Consider the following 15,942-nt stretch of genomic DNA (forward strand, 5'->3'; position numbering starts at 1 on the left):
CGCGTCGACCCGCGTCCGCGGTGTGATCCGCGTCCTACGATGACGGGCGTGCCCGACCCCGCCGCCCGCCGCACGGGCCGACCGCCGGCCTCGTCCCGCGCGATGCTGGAGGAGGCCGCGGGCGAGCTGTTCCTGGAGCGCGGCTACGCCGCGACCTCCGTCGCGGACATCACGCAGCGCGCGGGCGTCAGCCGCAGCACCTTCTTCAACTACTTCCCCGCGAAGGCCGACCTGCTGTGGGCGGCGTTCGACGAGCGCGTGGACCGGCTGCGCGCGGCACTGGCCGGGACGTCGGGGACGTCCGGGACGTCCATGACGGTCGGCGAGGCCGTCGCGCGGGCCCTGCACGAGCTGGCCGCCGACCTGCCCGCCGAGCACGTCGCCCTCGCGTTCACCCAGGCCGACGCGATGGGCCTCGGCGACGACCTCCGGCTCGCCGCCGCGCGCCGGACCGCCGACCTCGGCGGGGTTCTCGCGGCCTACGCCGCCGCGCGGGGGGTCGAGCCCCTGCACGCGCGCGTCGCCGGGACGGCGTGGGCGGGGGCGCTGGTGGCGGCGGTCGAGGCGTGGGCGCACGCCGGCGCCGGGCGGACGCGGCTGCCGGAGCTGCTGGACCGGGCGCTCGCCCCGGTCCGGGGCGCGCTGGACTGACGCGGGAGCCGAGCCGCGGGGCGGGCCTGTGGACGACGGCCTTGCGCCTTCCCACCGCGCTGTCCGCAAGTTACCTTGTACCAGCGGAGCATCCCCGCCCGCACGAAGTTCCTCCGGAGGTGACGACGATGCCCCGATCGCTCGACGAGATCCTGGCCCGGTCCGAGCAGCTCGCCGACGAGTTCGAGTCCTACGACCCCGCCCCGGGCGACCGCGACACCGTCTCGCCCGTCACCGCGGTGCGCCTCGCGGCCTACCGGCGCGCGGAGGCCGAACGCGAGCTCGCCGACGCCATCGCCGCCGCCCGCCAGGAGCGGACGTCGTGGAAGGTGATCGGGGACCTGGTCGGCACGTCCGGCGAGGCCGCCCGCCAGCGCTACGGCAAGCACGTCGGCGACTGACGGGGGCGGGCGGTCCGTCCGGCACGTCACAGCACCGGCGGTCGCCGCGCCTCACCCGGTGTTCCTAGGATCAGGGTCATGAGCGACTCCGGACTGCGGCAGGCCCAGGACAAGATGGCGGCGGCGGGCGTCGCCCCCACCGCCATCGACGTGTTCACCCACTACTACCGCGAGCTCGAGGCGGGGGCGACCGGCCTCATCCCCGAGGGCACCATCGACCCGCTGCTGGACCCGCCGAAGCTGGCGGACCTCGACATCGACCCCGAGGCGGCGCGCGAGGCCTTCGCGAAGACCGCGGTCATCAAGCTCAACGGCGGCCTCGGCACCTCGATGGGCATGGACAAGGCGAAGTCGCTGCTGGAGGTGCGCGACGGGAAGACGTTCCTCGACCTCATCGTCGAGCAGGTGCAGCACGCGCGCGCCGAGACCGGCGCCCGGCTCCCGCTGATCCTGATGAACTCGTTCCGGACCCAGGAGGACTCGCTCGCCGCGCTGGCGAAGCACGAGGGCCTCGCGGTCGACGGCCTTCCGCTGGACTTCCTGCAGAACCAGGAGCCGAAGCTCCTCACCTCGGACCTGACCCCGGTCTCCTGGCCGGCCGACCCGACGCTCGAGTGGTGCCCCCCGGGCCACGGGGACCTGTACACGGCGCTGCTCGCGTCCGGCGTGCTGCAGCAGCTGCTCGACGCCGGCTTCCGGTACGCCTCGGTGTCGAACTCCGACAACCTCGGCGCCGCGCCGAACCCGACGATCGCCGGCTGGTTCGCCGCGTCGGGCGCGCCGTACGCCGCGGAGCTGTGCCGCCGCACCGCCGCGGACCGCAAGGGCGGGCACCTCGCGGTCCGGAAGTCCGACGGCCGCCTCATCCTGCGCGACACCGCGCAGACGCCGGCGGACGAGATGGACTACTTCACCGACGAGCACCGGCACCCGTACTTCCACACGAACAACCTGTGGTTCGACCTGGAGCAGATCGCCGCCGCGCTGGAGGCCCGGGGCGCCGTGCTCGGCCTGCCGCTGATCCGCAACGTCAAGACGGTCGACCCGACGGACCCCTCCTCCCCCGAGGTCTTCCAGATCGAGACGGCCATGGGCGCCGCGATCGAGGTGTTCGAGGGCGCGACGGCGATCGCCGTGGGCCGCGAGCGGTTCCTGCCGGTCAAGACCACCAACGACCTGCTGCTCATCCGGTCCGACGCGTACGACCTGGCCGAGGACTCGACGCTGCGCCTGGCGGTCGAGAAGGCCCCGCTCGTGGATCTCGACACGAAGGTCTACAAGACGGTCGGGACGTTCGAGCAGCGGTTCGCCGGCGGTGCCCCGTCGCTGCGCGGTGCGACGTCGTTCACGGTGCACGGCGACTGGACGTTCGGCGCGGGCGTCGTCGCGACGGGTGCGGCGGTCGTCGAGGCCGACGGTGCCCCCGGGGAGATCCCCGCAGGCTCGACGATCGAGGGCTGACCCCGGCTCCCCCTCCCCGTCGCGTCACCTCCCGGACACCCGGGTCCGGCACACTGACGCCGGGGTCGACGCGGAGGGGGACGCACGGGTGACGGACGCAGGTCTGGTGCGGCGCCTCGGGACCGGGGACGCGGTGCTGATCGGGCTCGGCTCGATGGTCGGCGCCGGGGTGTTCGCCGCGTTCGGCCCCGCGGCGCAGGCGGCAGGGTCGGCGCTGCTGGTCGGGCTCGTGATCGCCGCCGCCGTCGCGTACGCCAACGCCACCGCGTCCGCGCAGCTCGCCGCGCAGTACCCGACGTCCGGCGGCACGTACGTGTTCGGCCGCGAGCGCCTCGGCCCCTGGTGGGGGTTCGTGGCGGGGTGGTCGTTCGTGGTCGGCAAGACCGCGAGCTGCGCGGCGATGGCGCTCACGTTCGCGGCGTACGCGGTGCCGCCCGGCTGGCAGCGGCCCGCCGCGGCCGGGGCGGTCGTGGCGCTCACCGCCGTGAACCTGCGCGGGATCACGCGCACCGCCCGGCTGACGCGGGTCGTCGTGGCCGTGGCGCTCGCGGCGCTGGTGACGGCCGTGCTCGCGGCCCTGCTGGGCGGCGACCCGTCCTGGGCCCGCGTCACGGCCCCCGGCGGCGCGGTCTGGTCCGGGGTGCTCGGGTCGGCGGGGCTGCTGTTCTTCGCGTTCGCCGGCTACGCGCGCCTGGCCACGATGGGCGAGGAGGTGCGGGACCCGGCCCGCACCATCCCCCGCGCGATCCAGGTGGCGCTCGGCCTGGCGCTGCTCGTGTACGCCGCGGTCGCCGTGGCGCTGCTGACGGTGCTGGGCCCCGACGGCGTCGCGTCGAGCGCGGCACCCGTCGCGGCGATGGCGGACGCCACCGGGTGGTCCTGGGCCGTGCCGGTGGTGCGCCTCGGCGCGGTGGCGGCGTCCCTCGGGGCGCTGCTCGCCCTCGTCGCCGGCGTCAGCCGGACCGCGCTCGCGATGGCGCGCACCGGCGACCTCCCGACGGCGCTCGCGGCCGTGCACCCCCGGTACCGGGTGCCGCACCGGGCGGAGCTGGCGCTCGGCGCGGTGGTGGTCGTGCTCGTGCTGACCGTCGACCTGCGCGGCGCCATCGGGTTCTCGTCGTTCGGCGTCCTGGTCTACTACCTGGTCGCCAATCTCGCCGCCCTCACGCAGGACCCCGCCCACCGGCGGTTCCCGCGCGCGCTGCAGGTGCTCGGCGTGGCCGGCTGCGCGGTGCTCGCGGCGACGCTCCCCGTGGGGGCGGTCGTCGGCGGCGTCGCGGTGCTGGTGGTCGGGGTCGCCGGCCGGGCCCTGCGGCTCCGGCTCCGGCTCCGCGGGTAGCCCAGCGCGGGACGCTCAGTTCGGGACGCTCAGCCCGGCGCGACGCTCAGCCCGGCTGGCTCAGCGCAGCGGCGCCGGCTGCCGCGGCGCCATCCCCGCGGCGCGGTAGGCGTCGTCCACGAGCCGCATCGCCGCGACCGCCTGCGTGGTCCCGGACACGGGGTCGCCGCCGCGCAGCACCGCGTCCGCGAACGACCGCAGCATCCAGACGTACGAGCCGGTCGGGTCCACCGGCTCCTCACGGGTCTCCCCGTCGCGCTCGACGACGATCCGGCCGCCGTTCTGCGGCGCGTACGGCCCCTCGACCGTGATCGTCCCGGCGGTGCCGGTGATCCGCGCCCGCACCTGGTGGTCCTCGGCCTGCACCATGCTCGCGCGGACGGTGCCGTCCACCCCGCCCGGCAGGTCCAGGTGCACCACGATCGACGCGTCGACGCCGTCCACCTCGACGGCCTCGGCGGACCGCACCGTGGGGGCGCCGAGCACGTGGGTGAGGAACCGCAGCGGGTAGACGCCGAGGTCCATGAGGGCGCCGCCGCCCATCGACTCCTGCCAGCGGATGTCCGACCGGTCGGCGATCTCCACGCAGAAGTCGGCCTCGGCGCTCACCACGTCCCCGATCGCGCCCTCGGCCAGCAGCTCGCGCAGCCGGGCCCACGACGGGTGGTGCTGGGAGTGGAACGCCTCCATGACGACCAGCCCGGAGCCCGCGGCGGCCGCCGCGACGTCCTCGGCCTCGTCGGCGTTCGCGGTGAACGGCTTCTCGCACAGCACGTGCTTGCCGGCGGCGATCGCCCGCAGCATCCACACCCCGTGCAGGGCGGCGGGGGTCGGCACGTACACCGCGTCCACGTCGGGGTCGGCCAGCAGCGCGTCGTAGTCGTCCAGCACGCGGGGGATCCCGTCGCGCTCCGCCATCTCCTCGGCCCGGGACCGGTCGCGGGCCGCGATGGCCGTGACCTCGATCTCCGGGACGGACGCGGCGGGCGTGACCACCGCGTTCTGCAGGATGCGGGCAGCACCGAGGACTCCGAGACGCACCGTCGACATGCCTCGCACCCTAACCCGCGGCGGATCCCGCCGGCTCGCCGGCGCCGCGGGCACCGCGCACCCCCTCCAGCGCGGCGATCGCCGCGGCCAGCGGCCCGTCCAGGCCGAGCTCGCGCCGGGTGGCGACCGCGACCTCGATGTCGGCGAGCGCCGCGTCGTCCTCCCCCAGCGCCGCGAGCGCCCGCCCGCGGGCCAGCCGCGCGGACGCGACGATCCGCGGCACCTCGAGCGGTGCGGCGAGCCGTAGGGCCTCGGACGCCACCGCCCGCGCCTCGGACCAGCGCCCCGCCTCGACCAGGGTCATCGCCAGGTGCACGTGCGCGTTGGCCTCGGTGTAGGCGGCGACCTGCGCCCGGGGGCGGGTGCGCGGGTCGGTGACCCGGGCGATCGTCGCGCGCGCCGTGGCGACCGCGTCGTCGTAGCGGCCCAGGCGGGACTGGGCCTTCGCCAGGGAGAGCATCGCCTGCGGGGCGCCCTCGCGGTCGTCGACCTCGACCATGCGCTCCACGGCCTCGCGGGCGTCCCGCTCGGCCGCGGCCAGGTCGCCGCCCTGGGAGGAGATCCACGACCGGTAGCTGAGCGCCCAGCCCTCCTGCGCGGTGTCCCCGCACCGCCGGGCGGCCGCGAGCGCCCGGTCCGCCGCCGCCCGCGCGCGGGGCAGGTCGCCGCGGCAGATCGACTGCGCCCACGCCCGGTAGCCCTCGTGCACCGCGATCAGGCGGTCGTCGCCCAGGGCCGTCGCGGCGTCGGCGGAGCGGTCGTAGATCTCGGCCCAGCGGTCCCACGTCGCCCAGAGGTCGGAGAACCAGTGCAGCGCGTCCGCGACCTCCGTGACCCGGGCGTGCTCACCCGCGTCCGACGCCCGCCGCAGCGCCGCGAGCCAGCTCACCGACTCCCCCCGCAGCCACGCCTGCGCCGCCGCCGGGTCCCGGACGTCGACGTCCCCGGGTCCGGTCCCGCCGTCGTCGGGGTCGTCCGCGTGCTCCGGCTCGAACCGGCGGCCCGCGCGGACCGTCGTCGTCAGGAGCCAGTCGTCCGCGGCGGCCCGCACCGCGGCGTGGGTGACGGCGTCCTCCTGGTGGTCGAGCTCCGAGCGCGCGTAGAGGCGCAGCAGGTCGTGCAGCTGGTACCGGTCCCCCGGCAGGTGCTGGACCAGGCTGAGGTCGACGAGCTCGTCCAGCAGGTCCTCGGTGCGCCAGACGGTCTCCCCCACCAGCGCGGCGGCCAGCCCGGCGCCCGCCGAGGGCGCGTCGACCAGGGCCAGGCGCCGGAACAGCCGCTGCGCACCGGGGCCGAGCTGCTCGTAGGACGACGTGAACGCGGCGCGGACCCGCAGGTCCCCGGCGGCCAGGGAGTCCAGGCGCCGCTCGTCCACCGACATGCGCCGCACGAGCCCGCCGATGGACCAGCCCTCCCGCGCGGCGAGCCGGTTCCCGGCGATCCGCAGGGCCAGCGGCACGTCGTCGCACAGCGTCGCGAGCCGCTGGAGGTCCGCGGGGCTGCCCCGCCCCGGCAGGATCGCGTCCAGCAGCGCGACCGAGTCGGCGGGCGCGAGCCGGTCCAGCGTGGTCCGGTGCACCCCGTCCAGCCCGGCGAGCACGCGCCGGCTCGTGACCAGGACCGCCGCGGGACCCTCCGCGGGGACGAGCGGCCGGACCTGGTCCTCCGAGGCGGCGTTGTCGAGCACGAGCAGCACCGGCCGGCCGACGAGGAGCGCGCGCACGTGCTCGACCGCCGCGCCCGGGTCGGGCGGCACGGTCCCGGGCGCGAGCGCCTCGGCGACCCGGCGGACCGCCGCGTCCGGTGCGACCGGCTCCCGGTCGACGCCCCGCAGGTCCAGGAACAGCTGCTCGGCGAACGACCCGCGCAGGTCGCGCGCCACCTGGGCGGCGAGCGTGGTCTTCCCGAACCCCGGCGGCCCGGTCAGGACGGCGACCGGGGCGGCCTCGCCCGCGCGCGCCCGGGACAGGACGCCGGACAGCGCGGCGCGCTCGGACTCCCGGCCGGTGAAGTCCGGCACGCGCCGGGGCAGCGGGAGGGCGTGCGGGGCGCTGGTCCCCGGCCGGCGGCGGCCGTCGCGCGCGAGGCGCAGGATCGCCGCCCGGTCCTCGGGCCCCAGCCGCAGCGCGTCCGCCAGCGCCTCGACGGTCCGGTGCTGCGGCCCCCGGCTGACGCCGCGCTCGATGTCACCGATGCCCCGGTCGCTGACGCCCGAGGCCGTTGCCAGCTCCTCGATCGTCAGGTCCGCGTCGGTGCGGTGCCCCCGCAGCACCTCGCCCAGCGCCTGCTCGCCCACGTGTCCCGCCCTCGCTCGCGGCAGCCCGCGCGTCGCGAGTTCTGCCGGTCTTCTTCCTGGTGACCACGCCACGCCGCGCGGTCCAATCGTCACCGGGGACGGACGTCCCGGGCAAGCGTCCCGGGGCCGGTCGGTCCGGACCCCGACCCGAAGGAGGACCCATGCCCTACATCACCACGCCCGACGGCGCCGAGATCTTCTACCAGGACTACGGCCAGGGCCGTCCCGTCGTGCTCAGCCACGGCTGGCCGCTGAGCTCCGAGGGCTGGGCGTACGAGCTCAAGGTCCTCGCCGACAACGGCTACCGCGCCATCGCGCACGACCGCCGCGGCCACGGCCGCTCCTCCCGCACCAACGGCGGGAACGACATGGACACCTACGCCCGCGACCTCGCGGCGCTGGTCGAGCAGCTCGACCTCACCGACCTCACGGTCGTCGGCCACTCCACCGGTGGCGGCGAGGTCGTCCGCTACGCCGCGCAGCACGGCAAGGGCCGCGTGTCGAAGGTCGTGACCGCCGGCGCCGTCCCGCCGATCATGGTGCAGTCCGAGTCCAACCCCGAGGGCACGCCCATCGAGGTGTTCGACGGCATCCGCGAGGGCGTCCTGAAGGACCGCTCGCAGTTCTACCAGGACCTCTCGGAGAGCTTCTACGGCGCGAACCGCGCGGGCTCCACGATCAGCCAGGGCCTGCGGGACGACTTCTGGCGGATGGGCATGCAGGCCGAGCTGCAGGCCGCGTACGACTGCGTGAAGCAGTTCTCCGAGACGGACTTCACCGAGGACCTCAAGGCCCTCGACGTGCCGATCCTCATCGCGCACGGCGACGACGACCAGATCGTCCCGATCGCCGCGGCGGCCGAGAAGACGATCGACCTGGTCAAGCTCGGCACGCTCAAGGTCTACCCGGGCGCCCCGCACGGCATCTCCGGCGCGTACCAGGAGGCCCTGATCAAGGACATCCTGGCGTTCATCGCCGACTGACCCGCGCCGCGGCCCACGAGGTCGTCACTCCCGGCCGAGGTCGTCACTCCTGCGTGACGACCTCGTGCCGGAGTGACGACCTCGGCGTCCCGGACCCCGCGCGTCGTACGGTGACGGCATGGCAGCCGCTGACTCCCGCCGGTTCTCGCAGGTCGACGTGTTCACCGCCGAGCCGTACCTGGGCAACCCCGTGGCCGTGGTGCACGACGCCGACGGGCTCACCGACGACCAGATGGCCGCGTTCGCGCGCTGGACGAACCTGTCGGAGACGACGTTCCTGCTGCGGCCCACCGACCCGGCGGCCGACTACCGGCTGCGGATCTTCACGCCCGGCGGGGAGCTGCCGTTCGCCGGGCACCCGACGCTCGGGTCGTGCCACGCCTGGCTCGCGGCGGGTGGCCGGCCGGGCGGCGCGGCGGACGTCGTCCAGGAGTGCGGCGTCGGGCTCGTGACGCTGCGCCAGGGACCGCACGGCCTGCGGTTCGCCGCCCCGCCGCCGAGCACCGACGCCCCGATCGCCGAGGACGCGCTCCGGGGCTTCGTCGCCGCGCTGGGCATCCCGCCGGAGAGCGTGGTCGACCACCGGTTCCTCGACAACGGCCCGCGCTGGAACGTCCTGCTGCTCGACTCCGCGGAGCGGGTCCTGGCGCTGACGCCCGACTTCGCCCGCCTCGACGCCGAGCACCTGGGCGTCGTCGGCCCGTACCCGGACGGCGGGCCCGCCGCGTTCGAGCTGCGCGGGTTCGCGCCCGGCATCGGCGTGCCGGAGGACCCGGTCACGGGGAGCCTCAACGCCGTCGTCGGCCAGTGGCTCACCTCGACCGGGCGCGCGCCGGCGGAGTACCTCGCGTCGCAGGGCACCGTCATGGGCCGCCGCGGTCGCATCCACGTGGAGCGCGACGCCGACGGCACGGTGTGGGTCGGCGGCGCGACCGTCACCTGCATCGAGGGCACGGTCGGGTTCTGACCGTGACCACCGCCGCCCGCACCAGCGCGGGTCTGCTGCTGCACCGCGCCGGGCCGGCGGGCGTCGAGGTGCTGCTCGGGCACATGGGCGGCCCGTTCTGGGCCCGCAAGCAGCAGGGCGCGTGGACCGTGCCGAAGGGCGAGCCGCTCGACGGGGAGGACCCGCACGACACGGCGCTGCGCGAGTTCGCGGAGGAGGTCGGCGTGCCCGCCCCGCCCGGCGACGAGGTGGACCTCGGCGAGGTCCGGCAGCGCGCCGGCAAGGTCGTGCGGGTGTGGGCGCGCGCGGCGGACCTGGACCTGGACGGGCTCGCGTCCGCGCGGGGGCCGGTCAGCGAGGTGACCGTCGACTGGCCGCCCCGCAGCGGGCGCACGGTGACGTTCCCTGAGCTGGACGAGCTGCGGTGGCTGCCGGTCGAGGACGCCCGGCCGCTGGTGGTCGCGGCGCAGGCGGCGTTCCTGGACCGGCTGCTCGAGCACCTCGCGGGCCGACCGCGCTGAGGGGCTCAGCGCGGCGCCTGCTCACCACACCGGCGGCCGCCGGTCCGGCCACCGCAGCCGGTCCTCCAGCTGCGCCGCGAGCGCCAGCAGGGTGTGCTCGCCGCCGGGGCGCCCGACGAGCTGCACGCCCATCGGCAGGCCCGCGGAAGCGGCGTCGTCGGGGGCGGTCCAGGTGACGGGCACGGTGATCGCGGGCAGCCCGGCGACGTTGATCATCGACGTGTACGGCGTGTACCGGCACTGCTGCTCGAAGTTCCGCTCGGGGTCCTCCGCGTCGTACCAGCCGACGGGCCGGGGGGTCATCGCCATCGCCGGCAGCAGCACGGCGTCGTGCTCCTCGACCCGCGCCACGAGCGTCCGCTCGAACCGGGCGAGGGCCGCGAGCGCCTCGGCCAGCGCGCGGGCCGGGACGGCGCGGCCGCTCTCGACCAGCCAGCGCGTCAGCGGCTCGAGCAGCGCGAGCCGCGCGGGGTCGTCGACCGGCACGGCGGCCGCGCCGGCCATCCACAGCGTCCGGAACGCGGGCGCGTAGGCGGGGTCGGGCTCCCACGCCGGCGGTTCCGTCAGGTCGTGCCCGAGCGCGGCCAGCGTGGTCGCCGCCGCGTCGAACGCCGCCCGCGCCTCGGGGTCGAGGGCGATGTCGTAGGTCGTCGACCACGCGCTGAAGGTGCTGACCCCGATCCGGAAGGTCGTGCGCCCGTCGGGGGTCGACCCGCGGCGCGCGGCGTCCAGGTAGGAGCCCGGCGCCCCGGCCGCTGTCCGCAGCGTGCGGGGGTGCGGCACGGAGCCGTCGGCGCGGCGCGGGAGCATCCCCTCCAGCAGCAGCGCAGCGTCGGCCGTGGTCCGGGCGATCGGTCCGTGCACGACCAGCCCGCCGAGGGACTCCACCCCGCCGCCGGCCGGCAGCAGCCCGCGGGTCGGCTTCAGCCCGACGAGCCCGCACGCCGCCGCGGGGATCCGGATCGACCCGCCGCCGTCCGACCCGGGCGCGACCGGCAGCATCCCGGCCGCCACCGCGGCCGCCGCGCCCCCGCTCGACCCCCCGGCCCCGCGCGTGAGGTCCCACGGGTTGCGGGCGGGCGGCCCGGCGAGCGGCTCGGTGTGCGACGGGAAGCCCAGCTCCGGCGCGGCCGTCTTGCCCAGCGACACGATCCCGGCCGCGTCGAGCACCTGCACGACGTCGCTGCTGACCTCGGGGACGTACCGGTGCGGCCCGGCGAACGCGCGGGAGCCGAACCCCGTCGGGACGCCCGCGCGGTCGCCCAGGTCCTTGTCGCCGGTCGGCAGCCCCCACAGCACCGCGCCGGCGCCGGGTCCCCGGCGCCGCAGGTCCGCGGCCCGCCGCCGCGCCGCGTCCGCCGTCACCGTGCTGAACGCCCCGAGCGCCGGGTTCAGCCGCTCGACGCGGGCCAGGTAGTGGTCGACGACCTCCTCGGGGTCGAGCGACCCGGCACGCAGGCCGTCCCGCAGGTCCAGGGCGGTCCGGTCGTGCAGCGTCATCTCGTCAGCCTAGGTCGCGCGCCGCGGCCACCGAGCCGCTGCGCTGCTCTACGGTGGGCCCGTCGACCCCCGACCCGGGAGGGCACCGATGCCCGAGACCGCCACCGTCACCCTGTCCCTGCCGTTCACCGGCCGCTGGGCGGTGCAGAACAGCCCCGCCCGCCGCGTGCCCAGCCACGGGACCGAGCTGTACGGCATGCAGTACGCCATCGACTTCGTGGGCGTGGACGACCGGCGGCGCACCGCGCGCCGCACCGACTGGCGCACCGCGCTCGCCACGGAGCCGCCCGAGCGGTTCGTCGCGTTCGGCCGGCCGCTGCTGGCACCCGCGGACGGGGTCGTGGTCGCGGCGGTCGACGGGGAGCCCGACCACCACGCCCGCCGGTCTCCGATCACGCTGGCCTCCTACGCGATGGGCCAGGCCTCCCGCGTGCGGCACGGCCTGCGGGCGGTCGCCGGGAACCACGTGGTGCTCGAGCTCGCGGACGGCAGCGGGTTCGTCGCGCTGGTGCACCTGCGGTCCGGGTCGGTCGCCGTGGAGCCGGGTCAGCCCGTGACGACGGGTCAGCCGCTCGGCGCCTGCGGGAACTCCGGCAACTCCACCCAGCCGCACGTGCACCTGCAGGTCACGGACAGCGCCGACTTCGCCACCGCGCGCGGCGTGCCCGTCGCGTTCCGGTCGTTCCGGGAGTGGCCCCGGGGCGGCGGCGCGCAGGACCGCGCGGTCGGCGTCCCGGACGAGGGCGCGGTGGTCGAGCCGCTCGGTTGAGCGCGCCCACGGGCCGGCGGGCCCACCTGGCGTCATCACGGACCGCTTCTCGCCACGAGGAACGACGTCCGCGGTGAGGGTAGGGCGGGCTACGGCGTCGAGCTCGGGCTCGGCGCGGGTGCCGGCATGCCCGCGTCCAGCCGGGCGTCGTCGAGCTCGGCCTGGGTGATCGTCCAGTGGTCCTCATCGCACACGGGCGCACCGACGGTCGACGCCTCCACCCCGTCGACGGTCGTGGCGTGCAGCGTCCACTCGGTGCAGTCGCCCTCGTGGCCGCCCAGCGAGAAGCCGAGCGACTCTCCCGGTTCGACGGTGTACCTCGGCGAGGTGCTCTCGACGCTGATCGCCAGGGGCTCGTCGGTGTCGTTGGTGATCGCCATGTCCGCCTGCGGCGGGTTGCCGATCCCGCAGCCGATCAACGTCAGCGACCCGAGCACTGCGGCGGTAGCCGCGCGGGCGCGCGCCGCACGGTGGGGCGTCAGGGGGCCACGCAGCCGATGGTCACCGCGGCGGCAGCCACCCGCCCGACGGTGCGCTTCCGACTCACCAGCACAGCAGCCTCCACCAGCTCCCCCTCGGCTCGCTCTCGCGAGCGAACACTCGCAGCGCGGACCCAGGTCGCGTGGCCGAACGGTGCGCAGGTCACCCGGACGGCCCACCGGCTGCCGCCGCGCAGGGAGCGCCGACGCGGCCGCATGACCTCCGTCTCACCGCCACCCGGAACACGACCGGCGAGCCGGCGGTTACCCGACCATGACCCTCCGCCTCTCGATCCTCGACCTCGCCCCCATCGCCCCCGGGGAGACGGCGGCAGACAGCTTCGCGGCGTCCGTCGCGCTGGCGCAGCAGGCCGAGAAGAGCGGCTACCGGCGGGTCTGGTACGCGGAGCACCACAACATGAGCTCCATCGCGTCGAGCGCCACCTCGGTGCTCATCGCCCACGTCGCGAGCCAGACCTCGACGATCCGGCTCGGCGCCGGAGGCGTGATGCTGCCGAACCACTCGCCCCTGACCATCGCTGAGCAGTTCGGCACCCTCGAGGCCCTGCACCCGGGGCGGATCGACCTCGGCCTCGGCCGCGCACCGGGCGGGGACCAGGCGACCTTCCGTGCCCTGCGGCGCGACCCTGCTGCGTCGGACCAGTTCCCCCAGGACGTCGTCGAGCTCCAGGCCTTCCTCGCCGGTCGGTCGCGCGTCCCCGGCGTGACCGCCACCCCCGGGGCCGGGTCCGACGTCCCCCTCTACATCCTGGGATCGTCGCTGTTCGGCGCGCACCTCGCAGCCGCGCTCGGGCTCCCCTACGCCTTCGCCTCCCACTTCGCACCGGCCGCGCTGCACGACGCGGTCGCCGCCTACCGGCGCGAGTTCCAGCCGTCGCACCAGCTCGAGCGGCCGTACGTGATCGCCGGCGTCAACGCCATCGCGTCGGCCGACCACGACGACGCCCTCGAGCAGCACACGCAGGTCAAGCGCGCGCGCCTCATGATGATGCTGCGCCAGAGCGGGCAGATCCCGGTGGACCACACGTTCGACGACGACGAGCTCGATCTCCTGCTCGCGTCGCCCGTGGGAGCGCAGGTGGCGAGCATGACGACCTACACGGGCGTCGGCACCGGCCCCGAGGTCGCCGCGTACGTCGAGGACTTCGCGCGGACGGCGGACGCCGACGAGGTCATCGTCGCGCACTCCTCGCTGACGACAGCCGCGCGCATCCGGTCCGTCGAGCTGCTTGCGGCGCACGCCGGCATCGAGGCGCAGGAGGTCACCCCCGCCGGGTGATCGCCGCCGCCGTGACCGGCCCTAGCGTCGTGACGGACGCACAGCGAGGGGCCAGCCGATGCCGGACGGACGACGCACGTCGACGCGCGGGGTGCTGGCCGCCACGTGCCTCTCGACCCTCGTGGTCAACGCGAACACGTCGGCGGTGAGCATCCTGCTGCCGGCGATCAGCGAGGACACCGGGACACCGGTCGACACGCTGCAGTGGGCGGTCACCGGCTACTCCCTGGTCGGGGCGGCGGTCATCATCACGTCGGGCTCCCTGGGCGACGTGTTCGGCCGCAAGCGGGTGTTCCAGCTCGGGCTGCTGCTGTTCGTGGCGTCGTGCGTGCTCATCGCGCTGTCGGACAGCGGCGCCGGGGTGATCGCCGGCCGCCTGATCCAGGGCGCCGCGGGCGCGACGATCCTCGCCTGCGGGCTGAGCCTGCTCTCCGTCGCCGCCGACGGCGAGGAGCAGCTGCGCTGGGTCTCGCTGTGGGGCGCCGCCGCCGCGGTCGGTGCCGCCGCGGGCCCGCTGGTGGGCGGCGTGCTCGTCGACGTGACCGGCTGGCAGGGGCTGTTCTGGATCGACGCCGCGGTGGGCGTGCTGTGCATGGGCATCACCTGGGCCACCGTCGCCGAGTCGCGCGACCCGGACCGGCCGCGGTCCATCGACTACCTGGGCACCGTCCTGGTCGCGCTGACGCTGATGCCGCTGATCCTCGGGGTGAGCAAGAGCGGCGACTGGGGGTGGGTGTCCGCGGCCACGCTCGGCTGCTTCGCGGTCAGCGTCGTCGCCGGCTGGCTGTTCGTCGTCGTCGAGAAGCGGGTCGCGGTCCCCCTGCTGCAGCTGGAGCTGCTGCGGAACCGGGTCCTCGTCGGCGCGACGCTCGCGATCCTCATCGGCGCCGGCACGATCAACGCGCTGATGTACCTGCTGAGCCTGTACTTCCAGAGCCCCGTGGCCCTCGGCTTCAGCCCGCTGCAGGCCGGCCTGGCCACCCTGCCGGCGACCGTCGGGCTGGTGGTCGTCGCCCCGCTGGTGCCGCGGCTCGCGATGCGGCTCGGCGGCCGGCAGGTCATCGGGGCAGGCTTCGCGCTGACCGCGGCCGGGTTCGTGGTCGTCGGCCTGACCGACGCGTCGTGGACGTACCTGGCGTTCCTGCTGCCCCTGGTGGCGATCGCGGTCGGGATGGGGCTGTCGAACGGCCCGTCCTCGTCCGCGGCGACCGCCTCCGTGCCGGAGGAGCAGGTGGGCGCTGCCTCCGGGGTCTCGAACATGGCCCGGTACGTCGGCGCGGCCGTCGCCACGGCCCTGGCCGCGACGATCTACTCCTCGGTCGACGCCGGCCGGCGCGCCGACGGTGCGGCCGACGCGGACGCCCTCGCCGCCGGGCTCGCCTCCGCGTCCTGGGTGATGGCGGTGTTCAGCGCCATCGGCGTCCTGCTCACGTTCGTGGCGATCCGCCGCCACCCCGCGGGGACCGGGACCTTCCGGGACGCGGCCGCGGCCGCCTCCGCGCACCTCATCACCCTGCCGGCGCCGGCGACCGCCACGCCCACGCAGCCGGGTCCGGTCGCCGGGGGTGCCCCGTGAGCGGCAGCGCCTTCGGCCAGGGACCCTTGCGCACAACTGCAGAGTGAGTGTACGGTCACTCACATGCCCTCCGCCCCGGTCCTCTCCACCGCCGAGCTGCGACGCCCCCGCGTCGCAGCCGCCGCCCTCGACATGTTCTCTCGCGGCGGCTTCCACGGGACGACGGTCGCGGACATCGCCCGCGAGGCCACGATCTCGCCCGCGTACGTGTTCAAGCTGTTCCCCGGCAAGGAGAGCCTGTTCGTCGCCGCACTCGAGGGCTGCTTCGACGCGATCGTGCGGACCCTCGAGGCGGGTGCGGACGACGCCCCCGACCAGTCGCCCGAGGGCGTGCTCGACGCGATGGGGGCCGCGTACGCGGAGCTGATCGCCGACCGCCGCCTGCTCATGCTGCAGGTGCACGCGCAGTCGGTGGCCGACATCCCGGAGGTCGGGGACGCGCTGCGCTCCGGCCTCGCCCGGATCACGACGTTCGCGAAGGACCGCTCGCGCGCGTCGGACGACGACGTGCAGCGGTTCGTCGCCTACGGCCAGCTCTGCCACCTCATCGTGAGCGCGGGCATCGAGAACGTCCCCGAGCAGTGGGCGCAGATCCTCAACCACGGGATCCGCCACCCCGGCTGACGACGCCACAGCCCGCACGCACCCCCCGCACGCCACAGCCCGCACG

General features: G+C 75.9%; 15 protein-coding genes. 11 read left to right on the plus strand and 4 right to left on the minus strand.

What is annotated here, in order from left to right; translation table 11 throughout:
- The first annotated feature begins 48 nt into the window (after window positions 1–48).
- The 4 genes from QNH85_RS15050 (at window position 49) to QNH85_RS15065 (ending at window position 3,852) form a co-directional block, all read left to right on the plus strand.
- Window positions 49–651 carry a TetR family transcriptional regulator gene (locus tag QNH85_RS15050; protein ID WP_282947713.1) on the plus strand — a complete coding sequence of 201 codons (603 nt, stop codon included), beginning with the start codon at window positions 49–51 and terminating at the stop codon, window positions 649–651.
- A 128-nt stretch (window positions 652–779) separates the two neighbouring features.
- A complete protein-coding gene (locus QNH85_RS15055; RefSeq protein ID WP_282947715.1) occupies window positions 780–1,052 on the plus strand; it encodes a hypothetical protein in 273 nt (90 codons plus the stop codon).
- A 78-nt stretch (window positions 1,053–1,130) separates the two neighbouring features.
- Window positions 1,131–2,513: a UTP--glucose-1-phosphate uridylyltransferase gene (locus tag QNH85_RS15060; protein WP_282947717.1), complete on the plus strand. Its 1,383-nt coding sequence runs from the start codon at window positions 1,131–1,133 to the stop codon at window positions 2,511–2,513.
- 88 nt (window positions 2,514–2,601) lie between these two features.
- Window positions 2,602–3,852 (plus strand): APC family permease, encoded by a 1,251-nt coding sequence (locus QNH85_RS15065; RefSeq protein ID WP_282947719.1) that lies wholly within the window; start codon window positions 2,602–2,604, stop codon window positions 3,850–3,852.
- Between the two features lie 60 nt (window positions 3,853–3,912).
- Here QNH85_RS15065 and QNH85_RS15070 read toward each other — a convergent pair whose 3' ends face one another.
- Both QNH85_RS15070 and QNH85_RS15075 read right to left on the minus strand, forming a co-directional pair.
- Window positions 3,913–4,902 carry a Gfo/Idh/MocA family protein gene (locus tag QNH85_RS15070; RefSeq protein ID WP_282947721.1) on the minus strand — a complete coding sequence of 330 codons (990 nt, stop codon included), beginning with the start codon at window positions 4,900–4,902 and terminating at the stop codon, window positions 3,913–3,915.
- A 10-nt stretch (window positions 4,903–4,912) separates the two neighbouring features.
- The gene (locus tag QNH85_RS15075; RefSeq protein ID WP_282947723.1) at window positions 4,913–7,198 is read right to left on the minus strand and encodes an ATP-binding protein; all 2,286 of its coding nucleotides are present in this window, start codon (window positions 7,196–7,198) and stop codon (window positions 4,913–4,915) included.
- Window positions 7,199–7,359: 161 nt separating this feature from the next.
- Between QNH85_RS15075 and QNH85_RS15080 the strand changes: the two genes are divergently transcribed.
- The 3 genes from QNH85_RS15080 (at window position 7,360) to QNH85_RS15090 (ending at window position 9,648) form a co-directional block, all read left to right on the plus strand.
- Window positions 7,360–8,181 carry an alpha/beta fold hydrolase gene (locus QNH85_RS15080; protein ID WP_282947724.1) on the plus strand — a complete coding sequence of 274 codons (822 nt, stop codon included), beginning with the start codon at window positions 7,360–7,362 and terminating at the stop codon, window positions 8,179–8,181.
- Between the two features lie 118 nt (window positions 8,182–8,299).
- Entirely contained in the window at window positions 8,300–9,148 is an 849-nt protein-coding gene (locus QNH85_RS15085) for a PhzF family phenazine biosynthesis protein (protein ID WP_282947725.1), read from the plus strand.
- A 2-nt stretch (window positions 9,149–9,150) separates the two neighbouring features.
- Window positions 9,151–9,648, plus strand: a complete 498-nt coding sequence (locus tag QNH85_RS15090; protein ID WP_282947727.1) for an NUDIX hydrolase — start codon at window positions 9,151–9,153, stop codon at window positions 9,646–9,648.
- Between the two features lie 21 nt (window positions 9,649–9,669).
- Here the strand turns inward: QNH85_RS15090 and QNH85_RS15095 are convergent, their stop codons facing one another.
- Entirely contained in the window at window positions 9,670–11,148 is a 1,479-nt protein-coding gene (locus tag QNH85_RS15095) for an amidase (protein ID WP_282947729.1), read from the minus strand.
- Window positions 11,149–11,236: 88 nt separating this feature from the next.
- On the opposite strand from QNH85_RS15095, the gene QNH85_RS15100 reads away from it, so the two are divergent.
- Complete coding sequence (locus QNH85_RS15100) at window positions 11,237–11,917, plus strand: M23 family metallopeptidase (RefSeq protein WP_282947731.1); 681 nt, start codon at window positions 11,237–11,239, stop codon at window positions 11,915–11,917.
- Between the two features lie 89 nt (window positions 11,918–12,006).
- Here the strand turns inward: QNH85_RS15100 and QNH85_RS15105 are convergent, their stop codons facing one another.
- Window positions 12,007–12,354, minus strand: coding sequence for a hypothetical protein (locus QNH85_RS15105; protein WP_282947733.1), 348 nt, complete (start codon window positions 12,352–12,354; stop codon window positions 12,007–12,009).
- A gap of 316 nt (window positions 12,355–12,670) precedes the next feature.
- Between QNH85_RS15105 and QNH85_RS15110 the strand changes: the two genes are divergently transcribed.
- The 3 genes from QNH85_RS15110 (at window position 12,671) to QNH85_RS15120 (ending at window position 15,896) form a co-directional block, all read left to right on the plus strand.
- Entirely contained in the window at window positions 12,671–13,696 is a 1,026-nt protein-coding gene (locus QNH85_RS15110; RefSeq protein WP_282947735.1) for an LLM class flavin-dependent oxidoreductase, read from the plus strand.
- A 58-nt stretch (window positions 13,697–13,754) separates the two neighbouring features.
- Window positions 13,755–15,272, plus strand: coding sequence for an MFS transporter (locus QNH85_RS15115; protein ID WP_282947737.1), 1,518 nt, complete (start codon window positions 13,755–13,757; stop codon window positions 15,270–15,272).
- 63 nt (window positions 15,273–15,335) lie between these two features.
- Window positions 15,336–15,896, plus strand: a complete 561-nt coding sequence (locus QNH85_RS15120) for a TetR/AcrR family transcriptional regulator (RefSeq protein WP_282947739.1) — start codon at window positions 15,336–15,338, stop codon at window positions 15,894–15,896.
- Window positions 15,897–15,942 lie beyond the last annotated feature (46 nt).

Origin of the sequence: Cellulomonas endometrii (genome assembly GCF_949769265.1) — a bacterium.
In the GTDB taxonomy this organism is placed as follows: Bacteria; Actinomycetota; Actinomycetes; order Actinomycetales; family Cellulomonadaceae; genus Cellulomonas; species Cellulomonas endometrii.

Coding starts and splice junctions, on each gene's coding strand:
- QNH85_RS15100 (WP_282947731.1), top strand. CDS start 11,237: ATGCCCGAGACCGCCACCGTCACCCTGTCCCTGCCGTTCACCGGCCGC.
- QNH85_RS15055 (WP_282947715.1), top strand. CDS start 780: ATGCCCCGATCGCTCGACGAGATCCTGGCCCGGTCCGAGCAGCTCGCC.
- QNH85_RS15060 (WP_282947717.1), top strand. CDS start 1,131: ATGAGCGACTCCGGACTGCGGCAGGCCCAGGACAAGATGGCGGCGGCG.
- QNH85_RS15120 (WP_282947739.1), top strand. CDS start 15,336: ATGCCCTCCGCCCCGGTCCTCTCCACCGCCGAGCTGCGACGCCCCCGC.
- QNH85_RS15085 (WP_282947725.1), top strand. CDS start 8,300: ATGGCAGCCGCTGACTCCCGCCGGTTCTCGCAGGTCGACGTGTTCACC.
- QNH85_RS15110 (WP_282947735.1), top strand. CDS start 12,671: ATGACCCTCCGCCTCTCGATCCTCGACCTCGCCCCCATCGCCCCCGGG.
- QNH85_RS15080 (WP_282947724.1), top strand. CDS start 7,360: ATGCCCTACATCACCACGCCCGACGGCGCCGAGATCTTCTACCAGGAC.
- QNH85_RS15095 (WP_282947729.1), bottom strand. CDS start 11,148: ATGACGCTGCACGACCGGACCGCCCTGGACCTGCGGGACGGCCTGCGT.
- QNH85_RS15070 (WP_282947721.1), bottom strand. CDS start 4,902: ATGTCGACGGTGCGTCTCGGAGTCCTCGGTGCTGCCCGCATCCTGCAG.
- QNH85_RS15115 (WP_282947737.1), top strand. CDS start 13,755: ATGCCGGACGGACGACGCACGTCGACGCGCGGGGTGCTGGCCGCCACG.